The sequence below is a fragment of the Faecalibacillus sp. H12 genome (assembly GCF_013361255.1).
In the GTDB taxonomy this organism is placed as follows: Bacteria; Bacillota_I; Bacilli_A; order Erysipelotrichales; family Coprobacillaceae; genus Faecalibacillus; species Faecalibacillus intestinalis.
The window spans coordinates 162,957-180,359 of sequence record NZ_JABWDK010000002.1; the positions used below are offsets into that span (position 1 = coordinate 162,957).

Consider the following 17,403-nt stretch of genomic DNA (forward strand, 5'->3'; position numbering starts at 1 on the left):
GTTATTATGAATTAACCATCTTTAAAATTTCATCTTTGAGCGTTTGTACCATATCTTCTTGTTTAACTTTTTTAATAATTTTTCCTTTTTTAATCAATAATCCTTCTTTAACACCACCGGCAATACCAATATCGGCATTTTTGGCTTCACCTGGACCGTTAACTGCACAACCCATAATGGCTACGGTAATATCTTGATGGATATTATTTAAGAAATCTTCAATTTCTTTAGCGACTGGAATCAAATCATATTGAATTCTTCCACAAGTTGGACAAGATACAAGGGTAGGAACATTTTTAATTAACCCCAATTCTTTAAGCAATGTTTTTGCTACTTTAATTTCTTCTACAGGATGATCACTTAAAGAAACACGAATCGTATTTCCAATTCCTTGATATAATAAAGTACCAATACCTAAAGAAGATTTAATTGTTCCTCCAAGTTTTGTTCCTGCTTCTGTAACCCCTAAATGAAGGGGACAATCAAAGGTTTCACTAGCAAGTGTATAGGCCTCAATTGTAAGCATTGTATCGGAAGATTTTAAAGAAATACAATAATCATGGAAATCTAGACTTTCCAAAATATCAATATGTTTCTTTGCACTTTCAATCATTCCTTTAGCAGTAGGACGACCATATTTTTCTAAGATATCTTTTTCTAAAGAACCACTATTGACACCAATACGAATAGGAATATGATGTTCTTTACAAGATTCAACAACGGCTTTTACCTTTTCAATACTTCCAATATTTCCAGGATTGATACGGATTTTATCAATTCCTGATTCAATCGCAATCAAAGCTAAACGATAGTCAAAATGAATATCGGCAACTAAAGGAATGTGCACTTGTTTTTTAATATCTGCTATCGCATATGCATCTTCTTTGTCAAAAACAGCCATTCTAACCATTTCACAACCGGCATCTTCCAATTCTTGAATTTGTTTAACGGTTGCTTCTACATTTTTAGTTTTGGTATTTGTCATGGATTGAATAATGACATGATTATTACCACCTAATGTTAAATTTCCTACTTGAAACGCTCTTGTTTGTTCTCTTTTCATTTCTATCACCTAATACTATTATAAATTATTTTACCAGCTTTTCAAATTCATTTAACAAATCTTCAAAATAATGGAAAGCATCATCATAAAGAGCGTCATCTAAAGGATCAACACCCGCATGACTTAATAAGTCAACAGGAGATTCTTTTCCACCTGATTTTAAGAAGTTTAAATAACGTTCAACTTGTTGCGTGTCACCATTTAATATACGTTTCACGATAGCTAAAGCAACAGTCATTCCTAAAGTATATTTATAAACATAATAATCATAATAGAAATGAGGAACATAATAACAAGACCAACCTACAAGTTCATCCATTTTTACATCTTCACCAAAGTATTCTTGATTCAATTTTGCATAAAGATCAGTCATGATTTTAGAAGACATGGGTTCATTGTTTTTAGCCATTTCATGAAGACGGTGTTCAAAGTCCGCAAACATTGGTTGTCTAAAAATAAGACCAACACAATTTTCTAATTGTTCATAAATATAATAAGCTTTTTCTTCTTTAGATGAAGCATGATCCATCATATAGTTGATAAGTAAAGTTTCATTAACGGTTGAAGCGACTTCAGCGACAAAGATACGATAATTACTATTAATATAATCTTGATTATGGCTTGATAAATACGTATGCACACTATGACCTAATTCATGGATCATAGTTGATAAAGAATTATAATCGCCAATGAAATTCATTAAAATATAAGGTTGTGTTAGGTAACTTCCGCTACTATAAGCGCCACCACGTTTACCAACAGTAGGATAGTAATCGATCCATCTTTCCTCTTTAGCACGATTAATAATAGCTAAATAATCTTTACCAAAAGGTGCTAAAGATTGATTAATGATGTCAAAACATTCTTCAATTGTAAATTTCTTAGAAACACTTTTTACAAGCGGAACTGATAAATCATAATTATAAAGTTCATCTAGCCCAAGAATTTCTTTTTTTAAATGATTATAGCGATGGAATAAATAGCGATATTCATTATTTGCTTTATCTAAAATTTTAAAGAATAAATCAGTAGGGACATCATCATTAAAAACACTTGCTGCAAGTGGTGAATCAAAATGACGGATATCACTATAAAAAGCATCTTTTTTCATAACCCCTGAAAGCGTAGAAGCAAAAGTATTTTCAAAACGCTGATATTCTTTAAAGAAATGATGGTAGGCTTGTTTTCTAACGTCTCTATTTTTGTTCTTTAAAAATTCATTAAGTGTTGCTTGATTTAATGTTTTCTTTTGACCATTGACTTCAACATCTTCAAATTCTAGGCGTAAAGAATCAAAAACTTGTTCTGCTAATTCAGATATATTGTCTACTTTTGCAACCAATTCTTCTTGTTCTTTATCTAATAAATGAGGTTTAAATGCTAAAGCATTTTCTAAAGAATACCGATAAGATTTTAAACGTTTATCTTTTAAATATTCTCTTACTGTTTCATCATTTTCAACGATTTCATTATCAACAAAAACAAGTTTAACACTTGATTGTTGAATGAGTGACATCACTGTTGCCAACATCTTTTGATATTCTTGATTTTTAGGTTCTACATCGCAGTTTAAATGCGCAAAGCAATAGGCTTTACTTACAAGCATGGACATTTCGTCACGCTTTGATAAAAAACGTAGAAGCGTTTCAATGCTTTCTGTAAGCTTTCCTTGAAATGAAGTCAATTCATCAAGTAATTGTTGACTGACTTCTATATCATGATAAAACTCTTGAGGATCTTGATAAATTTTAGAGAGATCCCAAGTATATTTTTCTTCTATATCTTTTCTTTCCATAAATACATCTCCTTGTAATGTAAAAATATTTTACTCTTATTTTATTTCAAAGTCTATTAACATTATAATCAAGAAAAGAAAGAATAAACAAAAAAACCAGACATTTGTCTGGTTTCAATGATTAGATTGAGTTAACTAATTTAGCTAATTTAGATTTTTGTCTAATAGCGTAGTTTTTATGATGGATTCCTTTGTTTACATAAGAATCTAATTTGCTAGAAGCGATTACTAATGCTTTTTCAGCAGCTTCTTTATTTCCAGCTTCAACTTCAGCTCTTACGTTTTTGATTGCAGTTTTTAAAGCTGATTTATAAGAAGCGTTTTTAGCTCTTTTTTTGTTATCGTTTTTATAACGTTTAATTTGTTGTTTCATATTTGCCATGATCTTTCACCTCGCTTTGCAATTTGCCATTTCATTATATATAAAAAGTCAAGTAATTGCAACAATTTTGTGTAATTTGTTGGAAATAAGGTAATAATTTTTAAGGTGAGAATATGAATAAGTACAATACACATAGTGATTTGGCGAAAGAATCTTTAGAATTATTAAAGGAAGGAAAACATTATAAGCGCTTTATTGAAAAAATGGATAATTTTTCAATAGAAACCTATGAATTTTTAGAAGATACGGATTATTTGAAAAAGGGAAAGTATATCGAAATTTTTTTTAAAGAATCTTTTATGTCAATTAGTCAACATGTGACTCGACTTTTAAAAGAGATGATAGATCAAAATGATTATCCCCGTATTTTAATTATTGGACTAGGAAATCCTTATTTAACCAGTGATGCCATTGGACCACGTACCTTAAGAGACATTCGTGTGACTCATTATTTAGATGATGGTCTTAAGTTAGAAAACCATTATTATGATATTTTATCATTGACACCAGGTGTGATGTATCAAACAGGAGTTGAGACAGTTGAAGTGATTCAAGCAATGGTTAATCAGTTTCAGATTGATTTAGTGATCGCTATTGATGCTTTATGTGCAAGAGATTATCAAAAATTAGGACATGTGATTCAAATTAACAATGTTGGGATTCATCCAGGGAGTGGTATTGGTAATCATCGTCAGGCCATTCAAGAAGAAACTTTAGGATGTCCTGTCATCGCAATTGGTGTTCCTACAGTGATTTATGCCAGTTCCATTGTAAGAGATGTTTTTCAATTAATGAAAGACTATTTTGGGGATGCTTTGGATATAAAAAATAAATTAAAGATTGGTAAAAGAAAGAAATATGAAGGAGAGCTTTCTGTAAGTCAACAACAGTATTTATTAGGGCATGTAGGAAGTCTTGAACAAGAAGAATTAGAATCGTTGCTTTATGAAATACTGACACCAGTTGATCGTAATTTTGTGATGTCTGATAAACAAATTGACGAAACGGTAGAAAAGGTAAGTGCCATTCTTTCAAAGGCTTTAAATGACTTAAGGTATAATTCTTGATTTATTTCATATATTTGAATACATACAAGGAGAGCGCCTATGAAAATAAAAGTATCTATTCAAATTATTTTCAAAATAATGATCATTGTTTTAATGATTATCTATTTACCTTCTTATAGTCATCAAAATGTTAAAGTTTTTAAAGCAATTTCAACAACGGAAGCCTTGCAGACAAGCGTACCAGTTACCTCAAGTAAGAAAATTCATCTATATAATACACATCAAGGAGAAGAATATGTTGGATATAATGTAAAAGAGGGAGCAAGTTATTTAAAGGATTGTTTAACAAAAGAAGGTTATTTTTGTGATGTTGAACAAAATGATTTTGAAAACTATAAAAATATACATCGAATTGCATATAATCAATCTTATATTGTTTCAAAGATGTATTTAGAAAATTCTTTAAGAGAAAATGGGCAATATGATTTAGTCATTGATTTTCATCGAGATAGCCTTGATAAAAAATATTCTACACTGGTTTATAATCAAAAAAGTTATGCTAAGATTTTGTTTGTCGTAGGAAAAAGTAGTGGAAAATTTGATATGGTCAATCAATTATCTACAGAACTTTCTAACAGGGCAAATGAGAAAGTGCCAGGATTATCTAAAGGAATTATGGTAAAGAAAAATCATTACAATCAAGGGATTTGTGATCATACGATTTTAATTGAATTTGGAGGACAAAATAATACGAAAGAAGAAGTCCAAAATACAATCGAAGTGATGTCTCAAGTAATTAAGGAGTATTTACAATGAAAGAACTTTTAATTGATTTTACAATGGTCGGTTTATTATTATTTTGTATGAATGGTTTGTTGAATAATCATTATATTCAAAATGAAATGGTTTCTAAAAATATTGTTGCTTTTGAACAAAATGTACAAAAACAAAAAGAAGTTAATTCAGATGAAGGTCTCTATGATAATCAAAAAGATAATACACTTTCTTTAATTGTTAAAAAGATAAGTCAAATTTGTATCCAAATAATTCAAACAATTGTCTTGCTTATCTCTCAATTTATTAGTAATATCTTATAGAAGGAAGTGAAAAGAATGAATCAATTAAAAATCGTATTTATGGGAACAGCAACTTTCTCTGAAGCTGTTTTAAAAAACTTAATTCAACATGATTACAACATCGTCCAAGTTGTTTCACAACCAGACCGTCGTGTTGGAAGAAAAAAAGAACTTAAAATGCCTGAAGTTAAAGTTGTGGCCTTAGAACATGATATACCCGTATTTCAACCACAACGTATCAAAGATGATTATCAAGCCATTATAGATATGCAACCTGATTTAATTATTACAGCTGCTTATGGACAAATGATTCCACAAGAAGTTTTAGATTGCCCACGTCTTGGATGTATTAACGTTCATGCGTCATTACTTCCAAAATATCGTGGAGGAGCACCTGTTCATTATGCCATTTTAAATGGAGATGAAAAAACAGGAGTAACAATTATGTATATGGTAAAAAAGATGGATGCAGGAAATATCATTTATCAAAAAGAAACGCCTATTTCTAATGATGAAACAGTAGGAGAACTTTATGATCGTTTATCTATTTTAGGAGCTGAAGCGATTATTGAAGCAATGCCTGCTATTATTGAGGGGACAAATGAATCCATTCCTCAAGATGAATCAAAAGTAACATATTCTCCGGTTATTTCTAGAGAACAAGAAAAAATTGATTTCAATAAGCCAGCAGTAGAAGTTTATAACCATGTAAGAGGATTAAATCCTTGGCCTGGAGCTTATACAACGTATCAAGGAAAAACAGTAAAAATCTATCAAGGGCTTGTACATAATTGTCCAAATGCTATGACACATCACGCACACCAAGAACCTGGAACAATCGTGAAGATTTTTAAAGATGCTATTGGTGTAAAGGTACAAGATGGGGTTTATATTATTACTGAATTCCAATTAGAAGGTAAGAAACGTATGCTGGTAAAAGATTATCTTAACGGGCATAATATTTTTGAAGTTGATCAAAAGTTTGAATAGCGCTGAGGCGCTATTTTTTATATGTGACAACTTTTCGATAACCTGTTTGAAAATCAACTTCATTTTCTAAAGTTTCATGATTTTTTAAATGTTCAATATTTCTAATAACAAGCTCTGTATAATAATTACGAACACTTTGCCAAGCAAAACCACCTGAACTATGAGGAGTAATTAAAACACGATCATAGCTCCATAAAGGTGAAGTTGCAGGTAAAGGTTCTTCTTCCACAACATCTAAACCAACACCATAAAGATGCCCTTGATTTAATACTTCTATTAAATCTTTATTACTGATGGCACTTCCACGACCAACATTGATTAAGACAGCATCTTTTTTCATTTTTAATAATTTATCTCTGTTAAAAATATGAATTGTTTCTTTGCTTTGTGGAAGTGATAAAATCACAAAATCGCTTTGTGGTAAAATTGTATCTAAATCATTGATTGTTGCGACTTCATCAACATAAGGAAGCTCCTTTTGGACTCTTCTTTTAATAGCGGTAATATGACAATCAAAGGCTTTTAGTCTTTTCGCAATTTCATAGCCAATATCACCATAGCCAACAATACAAACACGACTATGATAAATTTCTTTTCCTTGCTTTGAAGGAAGCCAATTTCCTTCTTTCATTTGTAAAGCATACGTTTTTAAGCTTTTACAGAAAGTAATCATCATACCAATAACATGTTCACTAATGGCAATCCCATAACTTCCACTGGCATTAGTAAGTTTAGTGGTTTTATTTAAAATACCTTCTTTAATATATTGATCGCTTCCTGCACTATTAAGTAAGAGAGCTTGTAAATGTTCTTGATTTAAATTTAAATCAAGATGTGGATTTCCCACAATGACATCAACTTGATCAATATCTTCTTGAGTTGGTCTTCTTTTAATAAGAACAGTATCATTTATAAAATATTCTTGGATTTTTTTACTTTCGGCCTCTTGTAATGGGGCACATACTAAGATTTTCATAAATTCACCTCCAAGTACATTTTATCAAAAATTATTTTTTTCGCCAATTGGCACTAAAAGACTTGTTTTTACTTTCTTCAATACCACGATGTCCATAAGCTTCCACCGTATCAAAAAAAGTACAATCAAATTGATAAGCTTCTTGAATAGCTTCAATACCTAACTTTCTTTTGGTTGGTACTATGTCAAGATTTTTTATTATCGCTTGAATGTTAGATGAATGTCCATCCTTCTTTAAAAGAAGATTATTTTTTACCTTATGGGATTGTCTGTAAGAGAAATTCTTCTCAAAAAATGGAAGAATTTCTTTCTATGATTGAAAAGATTCTCTCGAAGTTATGAAAGTGTTTTCAAAATAAAATAAATTATAGTAAAATAAGATTAGATTGAAATAAAGGGGAAATGGCAATGAGAATGGTTGATTTAATAGAATATAAAAAGAATAATGGAGAATTCAATCAGCAACAAATTCAATTTATTATAGATGGTTATGTTGATGGAAGTATTCCTGATTATCAAATGTCAGCATTATTAATGGCAATTTGTTTTCAAGGACTTACTACAAAAGAAACGGCAATGCTTACACAAGCTATGGAATATAGTGGAGATATTATCGATTTATCGAAAATTGAAGGAATTAAAGTGGATAAGCATTCAACTGGGGGTGTTGGTGATAAAACATCTCTTGTATTAGGACCAATTGTTGCGGCTTGCGGTGGTAAAGTAGCTAAAATGTCAGGAAGAGGTTTAGGACATACCGGTGGAACATTGGATAAATTAGAATCGATACCAGGTTTTAATATTTATGTATCAGAAGAAGATTTTATCAAACAAGTCAATGATATTGGTTTAGCCATTATTGGACAAAGTGCCACACTTGTACCCGCTGATAAAAAAATTTATGCTTTACGTGATGTTACTGGAACGGTTTCATGTATTCCTTTAATTGCTTCATCCATTATGTCTAAAAAACTTGCCAGCGGGGCAGATACGATTTTATTAGATGTCAAATATGGAAATGGTGCTTTTATGCAAACATTAGAAGATGCCAAGAAACTCGCTCAAACAATGATTGACATTGGAAAACATTGTCATAAAGATACACGTGCAACTATTTCAAGTATGTCACAACCTTTAGGAAAGGCAATTGGTAATAGTTTAGAAGTCATTGAAGCAATTGAAACGCTTAAAGGAAATGGACCTCAAGATTTAGAGGAACTTTGTTTAAAAGCAGGAAGTACAATGCTTGTTCAAGCAAAACTTTATCAAGATGAAAAAGAGGCGTATAAAGCATTACAAGAGGTAATTTCTAATGGAAAGGCTTTAGAAAAACTCAAAGAAATGGTTCAAAGACAGGGTGGAAATGTTTCATATATAGAAAATCCTGAACTATTTGAAAAACCAAGTGTTATAATGGAAGTAACTTCAAAGGAAACAGGTTATGTCAAAGCATTAGAAGCAAAGAATTTAGGAATTGTTTCAATGAAATTAGGTGGTGGTCGCATGACTAAAGATGAAGATGTTGATCATGCTGTAGGACTTGTTTTAAATAAAAAAATAGGGGATCATGTAGAAATCGGTGAAACGTTATTGACTGTTTATGCAAGAAACAAAGTGAGTCAAGAAATCATAGAAGAAATTTATCAAAGTTATACAATTGTGGATGAATTTGTTGAAAAACCTATTTTGGTTGAAGAAATCATGAAGTAAGAGGTAAGAAAAATGAAGTATGTATTTTTTGATATTGATGGAACAATTCGTGGGAAAAGTAGAGAAATTACAAAAAGAAATAAAGAAGCTATTTGTAAGTTAAGAGAAAATGGACATAAGGCTTTCTTATGTACAGGAAGAGCACCTGTTTCGATTACACAAGATATTTTAGATGTAGGTTTTGATGGTGTTATTTCAGCAGCGGGAAGCTTTATTCAAATTGATGGTGAGTATATCTATGAAAACTTTTTAGATAGTAAGCTTTTACAACAAGCTATTGTTTTATTTTCTAATGCACAAGTTGGCTTTACTCTTGAAACGAAAGATGAACTTTTTCAATCAGGTTATGCTAGAGAGTACATGGAAAGAAGACAAATCAAAGATACACAAGCCAATCCAGAATTAGCTCGTTTCTTTGAAAAACGTAATCAAGCCTTCAAACCAATTACTGAATATGATCCTGGTAAAGATAAAGTGACTAAAATTGTTTTTATTGCATATGATAAATATGCATTGCTTGATACAGTGCCTCATTTAAGTAAAGATTTTAATGTCGTTGTTTTTTCTAAACCAGAAGATGATTTTATTAATGGGGAAATTATTTCAAAGAACTGTACGAAGGCAGATGCCATTGAAAGAGTGATGGATTACTATCATGCCAGTATGGAAGATACAATTGCTTTTGGAGATAGTATGAATGATTATCAAATGCTTGAAAAAGCAAATCAAGGAATTGTTTTTGAAGGAGCAAAGGAAAAGTTATTAGATATTGCTTATGATACTTTCAAAGATCCTGATCAAGATGGAATTGCCTTAAGCTTAGAAAAACTAGGCTTAATATAGAAAGGAAAGGTACGTATGGGAAATGTACTACTTGCAAGAATACTTGAATACTTTAATGGAACTCTTTTTTTAGATGATAATTATCGTTTTTGTGTATTCTTTATTGAAAATTATATAGATTTTTATAAAATGACATTAGAAGAGGTGGTTGAAAAATCAAAGATTTCTAAAGAAGCAATTTTAAATTTTTTAAGTCATTTGGGATTTGATGATTATACGTCTTTCCAAGATAAACTTTATGCCGATGTTATTTTAAGACAAGATCAAATTCGTTCAAGAATGCTTGGTTTAAAAATGGATGATCTTTTTAAACAAGTGCATTTATGTGATGATAAAGAAAAATTTATTGAAGATCTCGATCATATTTGTCATGATATTTCAACGTCTAAAAGAGTGGTTATTATTGGAGCACTTTATCCAATTTCTATTGCCGTTGAATTTCAAACAGATTTGATTACTTTTGGAAAGCCTGTTTTCCAATATCATTCTTTTGATACACAATTGGATCTCAATAAAGATGATTATGTTATATTTGTTTCGGCAACAGGAAGAGCTTATGATGCTTTCATGAATGATCATCAAGATTTTGATATCAATAGATCTCAATTCTTACTCATTACACAAAATAAAAAATATAAGAGTCAAATTGGGGATGAACGTGTGATCTATGTTGCAAGTTCAAGACATGATAGTATTGATTTTAACTATCGTTTGATGACAATCTTTGATATTATGCGAGTAACGTATTATAAAAAATATCATTTTATTTAAAGGGGAGGATGTTATGAATATACTACTTTCAAGAATTTTAAAATATTTAAATGGTACATTGTTTCTTGATGATGCGTATCGTTTTTGTGTATTCTTTATCCTTCATTATCAAAACTTTGGAGATTATTCGTTAGAAGAAGTTGCAAATGAATTAAAGACAACACCAGAAAGTATTTTAAACTTTTTAAAATATTTAGGTTTCTATGATTATCAAACATTTGTAGAAACTTATTATAAACATAAACGAATACGTCTTGAACAGATTGAAGAACGTATGGAAAATCTCAATATTTGTACGTATGTTGAACGCATTAAAGTTTCTAATGATAATAAAGAATTTTTAAAGAAAATAGAAGAAGTCTGTACAAAAATCCATGAATCAAAACGAGTAATTCTTGTAGGGGCTCTTTATCCTATGTCTATTGCGGTAGAATTTCAAACAGATTTAATTTCTTTTGGGAAAACAGTTTTACAATATCATACGTATGATAAAGATATGATTTTTAATGAAAATGATTATGTTATTTTTACTTCTTCTTCAGGAAGGTCTTTAGAAGGCTTTATGTATACAAGAACAAATCTTTCATTACAAAATACGACATCTTTGCTTATTACCCAAAATCCAACCTATGCAAGAAGAAAATTAACTACAGATACGATTCAAGTACCAGGAAGATTTGATGGTATTAACTTTAACTATCAAATTATGACGATCTTTGATTTAATTCGTGTGATGTATTATCAAAAATATATTGAAAAACAGGGATAACCTGTTTTTTTAAGGAGAAGCAATGAAACAAAAACTACTCAATTATCAACCTTTTAATGAACAAGAAGAAAAAGATAAAGAACTTTTACTTAAAGTGATTGAACAAAAAGATGTTCTCACACGTAAAAATACAATAGGACACTTCACTGTTTCTTGTTGGGTTTTAAATCAAAGTCATGATAAGGTTTTAATGTGTTATCATAAAATTTATAATTCTTGGTGTTGGCTTGGAGGACATGTTGATGGGCAAAAAGATTTTAAAAAAGTGGCATTAAAAGAATTTCAAGAAGAAAGTGGTTTAAAACATGTTCAGTTTTTAAAGGATGACCCTTTTTCAATTGAAGTTTTAACTGTTAATGGACATATTAAAAATGGAGTTTATGTATCCAGTCATCTCCATTACAATATTACCTATTTAATGGAAGCTGATGATCAAGAAAGATTAATTATTAAAGAAGATGAAAATAAAGGATTACAATGGTTTGACTTTGAAGAAGCTCTAAAAGCTTCTACAGAACCATGGTTGGTCGAAAATGTTTATAAAAAATTAAATAAAAAAATAGAAAAAGGTTACCATTAAATGATAGCCTTTTTCAAATTTTCTAAATCTTCTTCATTTGGATGATTTAGTGCTTCATAGTAGTTTTCAATAAGTAAATCAATATTTTTTGGTGCCTTGTCACTTTCTTTTAAAGAAAGATAACGTTGAAGAACAGAGTCAGGCATCTTTCCTTGACACATAAAACTTCCAACAACTTCATTGGTTGAATCAATGCTTTCTTTCACTTTGTTTATAATACGTTTAAAATATTCTTCGCTTTTTCCAAAACCAGCAGTTCCAAAGAGAAAGATTTTTTGATGATGCAATGTTTTTAAATAATCTAAAGTTTCTTGATTGGCGTTTCCTTTATCTGTCCAAAAACCAACATAGATTGTTTTTGAATCATTGATATTGTCTTTTAAAAAATCTCCAAGGAGTTTGGTGTTTCCTGTTTGACTAAAATAATGAATCATCTTTTACAACTCCTGCAACTTTTGTAATAGGCATTGCAAAGGCAATCCCTGTATTATGTTTTTTTAAACCACCCAAAGCTTTATCAATTGTATCAAAAACAAGATCTGTTTGTTCATCGTTAATAATGAAAAACATTGTTTTACTATCAGGACGTGCTTGTTCAAGGAAAAGTCTTAAAGAACCTAAGATATAACTTTCATCACTTTCTTGAATATAAGAAATCATTCCCTGAGAATCAAGAATCGTTCCACCACTTACTCCTGCTTTTTTTAAACTTGTTAATAAATTTTGTAAAAGTTCTGTTTTATGTAAAACAACAAATACTACTTGCATAATTGTCACCCCTCAATGTTATTGTACACTGATTTTAGTTTTTAAAAAAGATATTTCTCAAAGAGAAAATTATTTAAAAGTTTGAATGTGTTGGTAAAGAGCACCAATTAAATTAGCGTCATTTCTAAATTTACAAGGAACAATTTCAGGATGATAAACATCAAAGTGTAAATTATCAAAAATTTCATTCATATTTTTATTAATGAGTTCAATAAGTAATGGTTGGGCAGATATACCACCACCAATAGCCACTTTTTCACAATCAAAAATAATGTGTACATTAAAGATTTGAGTTGCGACTTCCTTGGCAAAAGCATCGATTCCTGCAATGACTTTTTCATTACCCTTATTAGCCATTTCAAAGATTTCAATTCCAGTATATTCTTTGTCTGTTTCAAGTGCCTCTTGAACACGTTGTAATAACCCAGAAATACCATTTCTCGTACACCAAGCATGATTCCAAGTAAAAGGATCTAAGTTGTTTGTTTTAATAAAAGAAAATTCACCCGCTGAAAAATGTTTTCCTGTATGAACTTTATGATCTTTAATCAAACATCCACCAATTCCTGTTCCTAAAATAACCACAGCGCCATCTTGAATATCTTGGAGATTTCCAAAACCAATTTCCGCATTGGCGGCACATTTAGCGTCATTACCAATTGTAATGTTTGTTGGACAACGCTTCTTTAAAACTTCTACAGTTTCTAATTTATCAATATAACGTAAAGCACCACCTGTATATTGATAGCCTCTTTCAGGATCAATGATACCAGGCATAGAAAGAGCCATACCATCGATCTGATCTTGAAATTGATCATAGATTTTTCCAATTGTTTCAATAAAGTTTTCAAGGGTGTCCATAGGAGTTGGTACACTTGATTTTTCTAAAATAGTTAAATCTTCTTGCAATAGCGCATATTTGATGGCACTGCCTCCAACATCTAATGTTAAATATGTTTTCATAAACTTCCTCCCATATATTATTATATAATAGAAGGGATGAAATAGGTATCATTTTTGTTTATTCATATCTTTTAAACAAGGCCCTTCAATAAGTTTTCCATAACAATCAAAAACAGATTGATGACAGGGACAATGCCATATTTGATTTTTTTCATCAAAAGAAAGTAGACCTTTTAAATGAGGACAGTAGGGAGAAAAATAATGATAAATGCCTTGCTTATCTAAATAAACAGCATAGAGTTTATGATTGATTTTCATTAATCCTCCTTGACCTCTTTGTAAATTTTTCTTGGTATGAAAATGAAATTTGACATAACCAAGATAAAGGTGATGAAGCATTTGTTTCAAATATATTTTAGAATAGCTTAAAGAATAATAATGACAAGAAAATAAGGAAAGATAGGCATTATCGTTATTTAAATAAAGATCTTTAATGATTTTAGACGCTAAAAAAGAATTTGTCATACCCCATTTTTGAAAACCATAAATAAAATATTCATGTTCTTTATAACGCCCCATATAAGGAATACCTCTTAAAGGAATCGTATCTTGTGCAAACCAGTCTTTACTCTTAGAATTAATAACTAAAGCATGATTTTTTAAAGGACGATAACTTTCTGTAAGATCAATAGAGAGGGTACATTGATTTCCTGTTCTTTGTTTTAAATCAATATTTTCTAAAGATTGAAACATTTTTAAAAAGTAGAAACCTTTTTTTATAAAAGGATAACGCGAGGCATGAATGAGATCTTGGCAGATAATACGATGTCCTTGTACATAGACAAGAAAATCGTTTTTTCTTTTTATGATTTTATCAACACGACTATGTTCATAAAATTGAACATTTTTCTTTTGACAACATTCCACAAGATGATAGAGATATTTTAAAGGATGAAAGATATATTGATGATGCAAACTGATTGTTTTTAAATGTTTTTGATTGTCAAAAACAGTTTCACCAAAGAGGTGTAAATAATGTTGTTCTTTTTCAAGCATTCCAACATTTTTTAAATCATCGGTATATAAAGACATCGTACATTCTTTTAAACAACAATCGATTTTTTCTTTTTCAATTAAATCTTTAATACCTTTCATTGCTTCTTTTTGACTTTGATAGTAGAGATAAGCTGTTTCAATATTATAATGTTTTACAAGTTTTTGATAAATAAGACCTTGTAAAAGAGTAATTTTAGCCGTTGTATGTCCACTGGTATGACTACCTAAAAGATTCTTTTCAACAATAGTTATTTGTTTACCTGTTTCTTTTAATTGATAAGCGCATGAAATGCCGGATAGACCACCGCCAATAATAAGAATATCGGTTTTTATATCTTTATTTAATTGTTTAAAACAAGGATGTTGACTTGTCTTTTGCCAATAAGATTCATTCATAAAATCACCTGCTTTATTATGAAACAAAAACGCATTTTTTATACAGAAAATGATATAATAATCAAAAGGATAAAAAAGATTTATAAATTTTGGAGGTATACATGAATATAACAGTTTATTTAGGGGCAAGTAATGGAAATGATCAAAATCTTATTTTAGCAGCAAGAAAACTTGGAAAGTGGATTGGCGAAAATGGACATACACTTGTTTATGGAGGCTCTAAATGTGGTTTAATGGGAGAATTGGCGGAAAGTGTATTAAAGGCAAAAGGAAAAGTCATAGGTGTGGAACCACAATTTTTCATTGATGCCGGTTTTGATTATCCTAAAATAACACAATTAATTGTGACACAAGATATGAGTGAAAGAAAAACAAAAATGATTGAATTAGGGGATGCTTTTATTGCTTTTCCAGGAGGAACAGGAACTTTAGAAGAAATTACAGAAGTCATGTCTAAAGTTTCATTAAAACATTTAAAGACACCTTGTATGCTTTATAATTTAAATGGATATTATGATGATTTAAAGAAACTTTTAGATAAGATGATTACTTTTGATTTATCCTCTAAAGAAAAACAAGAAGGTATTTATTTTGTGGAAAATTTAGAGGAAATAAAAGAAATATTAAAAAAAGAAAATCGATGAAAATGATTTTCTTTTTTTACAAAATCAACTACAATAAAGGCATTGGAGGATTATTATGAAAGTACTAGCAAGTGATTATGATGGAACATTATTATTTAATGAAAAATTTAAAGAAGGGGATTTAAAGAAAATCAAAGAGTTTCAAAAAGCGGGTAATTTATTTGGTTTATGTAGTGGAAGACCTTTTAAAGGCATCTATGAATTTTGTAAGCCTTATATTGATTTTGATTTCTATATTCTATGTACAGGAGCACTTGTACTTAATAAAGAAAGAGAAGTTATTTATAAAAGTACGATTTCTAAACATTTATTGCATGAATTTTATGATCGTTATCAAAAAGATTATGATATTTTTATTCAAGCTAATATGCAAATCTATACATTTTTAAAAGAAGACTTAGGTCCAATGGTTAGACAAGTTATTACTTCTTTAGATGAAGTAGAAGGAGATATTTATGGTTTATCCATGAATGCAAAAACAGATGAAAACGCTAAAAAAGTGTGTCTTGATATTGAAGAACATTTTCCTGAATTAACTGCACATCAAAATAAAGAATATATTGATATTACTGAAAAAGGATGTTCTAAAGGTTTAGGAATTTTAAAATTAAAAGAATTAATGCATTTAGAGGAAGTTGCCGGAATTGGGGATTCGTATAATGACATTCCTATGTTAGAAACAGTGGATCATTCTTTTACTTTTCCAACATCACCAGAAAGTTTAACATCGATTGTTGATGATGTAGTTGATAGTGTGGAAGAAGCGCTTGATATTTTAATGAAAGAATAATGAAAATATTACAACAACTTAAAGAAAATCATTATACCGAATCAGAACAACAAGTCATTGATTATTTATTAGATCATTTAGAAGATTTAACTTTACTTTCAATCAATGATCTGGCAAAAAAGAGCTATACTTCAAATGCCACGATTATTCGTTTATGTCATAAAGTAGGCTATCAAGGGTATCGACAATTTAAATTGGCTTTATTACAGGAACTTGAAGCTAATAAATATATGGTAAGTCAAGTAGACTATACAATCCCATTTCAAGTCAATGAAACAAGTGAACAAATCATTCAAAACATGTTTTCTCTTTATCAAGAAAGTATTCAACAAGTCTATCATCATTTATCTATTGAGACCTTAAATAAAATAGCAACATTGATGGTACAAAAGAAAAGAGTTTTTATTTATGGTTATGGCGATAGCCAAATAACAGCAGCAAACTTTATTAATAAACTTGCAAAGCTTAACTTATTTCCTGTCTTAGCAACTCAATACGGGGAAGAAATCTATATTTCCAAACAATTACAGCCAGGAGATTTTGCTTTGTTTATCTCTTATAGTGGAGAAAATACATCCCTTTTAGAATGTATGAAAATCTTAAATCAAAAAGGAATTCAAACAGCTTTGGTTACTGCTAATCTTCAAAGTCCACTTGTTGTTTATAGTCAATATCAGATTATGATTCCTGACTATGAAAAACAAAACAAGATTGCAACCTTTTATTCTCAACTTGCTTTTATGTACATCTTAAATAATTTACATGCCCTTATTTATCATCTTAAAAATAAGTGAACCAAAAGTTCAGTTTAACTGAGCTTTTTTTCATTTACCTTGAACCTTATTTCCATAATGAGATGCATCTCTTAAAAAGAGAAAGAAGAT

At 29.9% G+C, this 17,403-nt stretch carries 20 protein-coding genes; 12 read left to right on the forward strand and 8 right to left on the reverse strand.

Going from position 1 to position 17,403, the window contains the following annotated elements; genetic code table 11:
* Window positions 1–4: 4 nt before the first annotated feature.
* From ispG to rpsT, 3 genes are all read right to left on the reverse strand, one after another.
* Complete coding sequence (ispG, locus tag HUU89_RS03870; protein ID WP_119363562.1) at window positions 5–1,063, reverse strand: flavodoxin-dependent (E)-4-hydroxy-3-methylbut-2-enyl-diphosphate synthase; 1,059 nt, start codon at window positions 1,061–1,063, stop codon at window positions 5–7.
* A gap of 25 nt (window positions 1,064–1,088) precedes the next feature.
* The gene (pepF, locus tag HUU89_RS03875) at window positions 1,089–2,858 is read right to left on the reverse strand and encodes an oligoendopeptidase F (RefSeq protein ID WP_175301042.1); all 1,770 of its coding nucleotides are present in this window, start codon (window positions 2,856–2,858) and stop codon (window positions 1,089–1,091) included.
* Window positions 2,859–2,979: 121 nt separating this feature from the next.
* Window positions 2,980–3,240, reverse strand: a complete 261-nt coding sequence (gene rpsT, locus HUU89_RS03880) for a 30S ribosomal protein S20 (RefSeq protein ID WP_022002730.1) — start codon at window positions 3,238–3,240, stop codon at window positions 2,980–2,982.
* Between the two features lie 113 nt (window positions 3,241–3,353).
* On the opposite strand from rpsT, the gene gpr reads away from it, so the two are divergent.
* Genes gpr through fmt form a run of 4 tightly spaced genes read left to right on the forward strand, consistent with a single transcriptional unit; the run spans window position 3,354 to window position 6,313 of the window.
* Window positions 3,354–4,307 carry a GPR endopeptidase gene (gene gpr / locus HUU89_RS03885; protein WP_175301043.1) on the forward strand — a complete coding sequence of 318 codons (954 nt, stop codon included), beginning with the start codon at window positions 3,354–3,356 and terminating at the stop codon, window positions 4,305–4,307.
* A 39-nt stretch (window positions 4,308–4,346) separates the two neighbouring features.
* Complete coding sequence (locus tag HUU89_RS03890; protein WP_175301044.1) at window positions 4,347–5,063, forward strand: stage II sporulation protein P; 717 nt, start codon at window positions 4,347–4,349, stop codon at window positions 5,061–5,063.
* Window positions 5,060–5,344: a hypothetical protein gene (locus tag HUU89_RS03895; RefSeq protein ID WP_022002727.1), complete on the forward strand. Its 285-nt coding sequence runs from the start codon at window positions 5,060–5,062 to the stop codon at window positions 5,342–5,344. Before HUU89_RS03890 ends, HUU89_RS03895 begins: the two co-directional genes overlap by 4 nt.
* 15 nt (window positions 5,345–5,359) lie before the next feature.
* Complete coding sequence (fmt, locus tag HUU89_RS03900; RefSeq protein WP_022002726.1) at window positions 5,360–6,313, forward strand: methionyl-tRNA formyltransferase; 954 nt, start codon at window positions 5,360–5,362, stop codon at window positions 6,311–6,313.
* A 10-nt stretch (window positions 6,314–6,323) separates the two neighbouring features.
* Here fmt and HUU89_RS03905 read toward each other — a convergent pair whose 3' ends face one another.
* On the reverse strand, window positions 6,324–7,289 hold the full coding sequence (locus HUU89_RS03905) for a D-2-hydroxyacid dehydrogenase (protein WP_175301045.1): 966 nt from the start codon (window positions 7,287–7,289) through the stop codon (window positions 6,324–6,326).
* A gap of 408 nt (window positions 7,290–7,697) precedes the next feature.
* On the opposite strand from HUU89_RS03905, the gene HUU89_RS03910 reads away from it, so the two are divergent.
* The 5 genes from HUU89_RS03910 to HUU89_RS03930 are packed head-to-tail and all read left to right on the forward strand — an operon-like array spanning window position 7,698 to window position 11,962.
* Window positions 7,698–8,999, forward strand: a complete 1,302-nt coding sequence (locus HUU89_RS03910; protein WP_175301108.1) for a pyrimidine-nucleoside phosphorylase — start codon at window positions 7,698–7,700, stop codon at window positions 8,997–8,999.
* A gap of 12 nt (window positions 9,000–9,011) precedes the next feature.
* Window positions 9,012–9,842, forward strand: a complete 831-nt coding sequence (locus HUU89_RS03915) for an HAD family hydrolase (protein WP_147579628.1) — start codon at window positions 9,012–9,014, stop codon at window positions 9,840–9,842.
* A 15-nt stretch (window positions 9,843–9,857) separates the two neighbouring features.
* Window positions 9,858–10,613 carry a MurR/RpiR family transcriptional regulator gene (locus HUU89_RS03920; RefSeq protein WP_175301046.1) on the forward strand — a complete coding sequence of 252 codons (756 nt, stop codon included), beginning with the start codon at window positions 9,858–9,860 and terminating at the stop codon, window positions 10,611–10,613.
* A gap of 13 nt (window positions 10,614–10,626) precedes the next feature.
* Window positions 10,627–11,382 (forward strand): MurR/RpiR family transcriptional regulator, encoded by a 756-nt coding sequence (locus HUU89_RS03925; RefSeq protein ID WP_032090355.1) that lies wholly within the window; start codon window positions 10,627–10,629, stop codon window positions 11,380–11,382.
* 22 nt (window positions 11,383–11,404) lie between these two features.
* Entirely contained in the window at window positions 11,405–11,962 is a 558-nt protein-coding gene (locus tag HUU89_RS03930; protein WP_175301047.1) for an NUDIX hydrolase, read from the forward strand.
* Here the strand turns inward: HUU89_RS03930 and bilS are convergent.
* The 4 genes from bilS to HUU89_RS03950 form a co-directional block, all read right to left on the reverse strand.
* Window positions 11,959–12,396 carry a flavodoxin family protein BilS gene (bilS, locus tag HUU89_RS03935; protein WP_175301048.1) on the reverse strand — a complete coding sequence of 146 codons (438 nt, stop codon included), beginning with the start codon at window positions 12,394–12,396 and terminating at the stop codon, window positions 11,959–11,961. The genes HUU89_RS03930 and bilS overlap by 4 nt on opposite strands.
* Window positions 12,380–12,730, reverse strand: a complete 351-nt coding sequence (locus tag HUU89_RS03940) for a hypothetical protein (protein ID WP_032090352.1) — start codon at window positions 12,728–12,730, stop codon at window positions 12,380–12,382. Before HUU89_RS03940 ends, bilS begins: the two co-directional genes overlap by 17 nt.
* A gap of 69 nt (window positions 12,731–12,799) precedes the next feature.
* Window positions 12,800–13,693 (reverse strand): ROK family protein, encoded by an 894-nt coding sequence (locus tag HUU89_RS03945; protein ID WP_106986840.1) that lies wholly within the window; start codon window positions 13,691–13,693, stop codon window positions 12,800–12,802.
* A 48-nt stretch (window positions 13,694–13,741) separates the two neighbouring features.
* Entirely contained in the window at window positions 13,742–15,085 is a 1,344-nt protein-coding gene (locus HUU89_RS03950; RefSeq protein ID WP_175301049.1) for an FAD-dependent oxidoreductase, read from the reverse strand.
* Between the two features lie 101 nt (window positions 15,086–15,186).
* Here HUU89_RS03950 and HUU89_RS03955 point away from each other — a divergent pair, with 101 nt between their 5' ends.
* From HUU89_RS03955 to HUU89_RS03965, 3 genes are read left to right on the forward strand one after another with little or no spacing between them, the layout of a single operon-like run.
* On the forward strand, window positions 15,187–15,729 hold the full coding sequence (locus tag HUU89_RS03955; protein WP_032090349.1) for a TIGR00730 family Rossman fold protein: 543 nt from the start codon (window positions 15,187–15,189) through the stop codon (window positions 15,727–15,729).
* A 55-nt stretch (window positions 15,730–15,784) separates the two neighbouring features.
* Window positions 15,785–16,519, forward strand: coding sequence for an HAD family hydrolase (locus HUU89_RS03960; protein ID WP_175301050.1), 735 nt, complete (start codon window positions 15,785–15,787; stop codon window positions 16,517–16,519).
* Window positions 16,519–17,313, forward strand: a complete 795-nt coding sequence (locus HUU89_RS03965) for a MurR/RpiR family transcriptional regulator (protein ID WP_032090347.1) — start codon at window positions 16,519–16,521, stop codon at window positions 17,311–17,313. Before HUU89_RS03960 ends, HUU89_RS03965 begins: the two co-directional genes overlap by 1 nt.
* Window positions 17,314–17,403 lie beyond the last annotated feature (90 nt).

Coding starts and splice junctions, on each gene's coding strand:
- ispG (WP_119363562.1), bottom strand. CDS start 1,063: ATGAAAAGAGAACAAACAAGAGCGTTTCAAGTAGGAAATTTAACATTA.
- pepF (WP_175301042.1), bottom strand. CDS start 2,858: ATGGAAAGAAAAGATATAGAAGAAAAATATACTTGGGATCTCTCTAAA.
- rpsT (WP_022002730.1), bottom strand. CDS start 3,240: ATGGCAAATATGAAACAACAAATTAAACGTTATAAAAACGATAACAAA.
- gpr (WP_175301043.1), top strand. CDS start 3,354: ATGAATAAGTACAATACACATAGTGATTTGGCGAAAGAATCTTTAGAA.
- HUU89_RS03890 (WP_175301044.1), top strand. CDS start 4,347: ATGAAAATAAAAGTATCTATTCAAATTATTTTCAAAATAATGATCATT.
- HUU89_RS03895 (WP_022002727.1), top strand. CDS start 5,060: ATGAAAGAACTTTTAATTGATTTTACAATGGTCGGTTTATTATTATTT.
- fmt (WP_022002726.1), top strand. CDS start 5,360: ATGAATCAATTAAAAATCGTATTTATGGGAACAGCAACTTTCTCTGAA.
- HUU89_RS03905 (WP_175301045.1), bottom strand. CDS start 7,289: ATGAAAATCTTAGTATGTGCCCCATTACAAGAGGCCGAAAGTAAAAAA.
- HUU89_RS03910 (WP_175301108.1), top strand. CDS start 7,698: ATGAGAATGGTTGATTTAATAGAATATAAAAAGAATAATGGAGAATTC.
- HUU89_RS03915 (WP_147579628.1), top strand. CDS start 9,012: ATGAAGTATGTATTTTTTGATATTGATGGAACAATTCGTGGGAAAAGT.
- HUU89_RS03920 (WP_175301046.1), top strand. CDS start 9,858: ATGGGAAATGTACTACTTGCAAGAATACTTGAATACTTTAATGGAACT.
- HUU89_RS03925 (WP_032090355.1), top strand. CDS start 10,627: ATGAATATACTACTTTCAAGAATTTTAAAATATTTAAATGGTACATTG.
- HUU89_RS03930 (WP_175301047.1), top strand. CDS start 11,405: ATGAAACAAAAACTACTCAATTATCAACCTTTTAATGAACAAGAAGAA.
- bilS (WP_175301048.1), bottom strand. CDS start 12,396: ATGATTCATTATTTTAGTCAAACAGGAAACACCAAACTCCTTGGAGAT.
- HUU89_RS03940 (WP_032090352.1), bottom strand. CDS start 12,730: ATGCAAGTAGTATTTGTTGTTTTACATAAAACAGAACTTTTACAAAAT.
- HUU89_RS03945 (WP_106986840.1), bottom strand. CDS start 13,693: ATGAAAACATATTTAACATTAGATGTTGGAGGCAGTGCCATCAAATAT.
- HUU89_RS03950 (WP_175301049.1), bottom strand. CDS start 15,085: ATGAATGAATCTTATTGGCAAAAGACAAGTCAACATCCTTGTTTTAAA.
- HUU89_RS03955 (WP_032090349.1), top strand. CDS start 15,187: ATGAATATAACAGTTTATTTAGGGGCAAGTAATGGAAATGATCAAAAT.
- HUU89_RS03960 (WP_175301050.1), top strand. CDS start 15,785: ATGAAAGTACTAGCAAGTGATTATGATGGAACATTATTATTTAATGAA.
- HUU89_RS03965 (WP_032090347.1), top strand. CDS start 16,519: ATGAAAATATTACAACAACTTAAAGAAAATCATTATACCGAATCAGAA.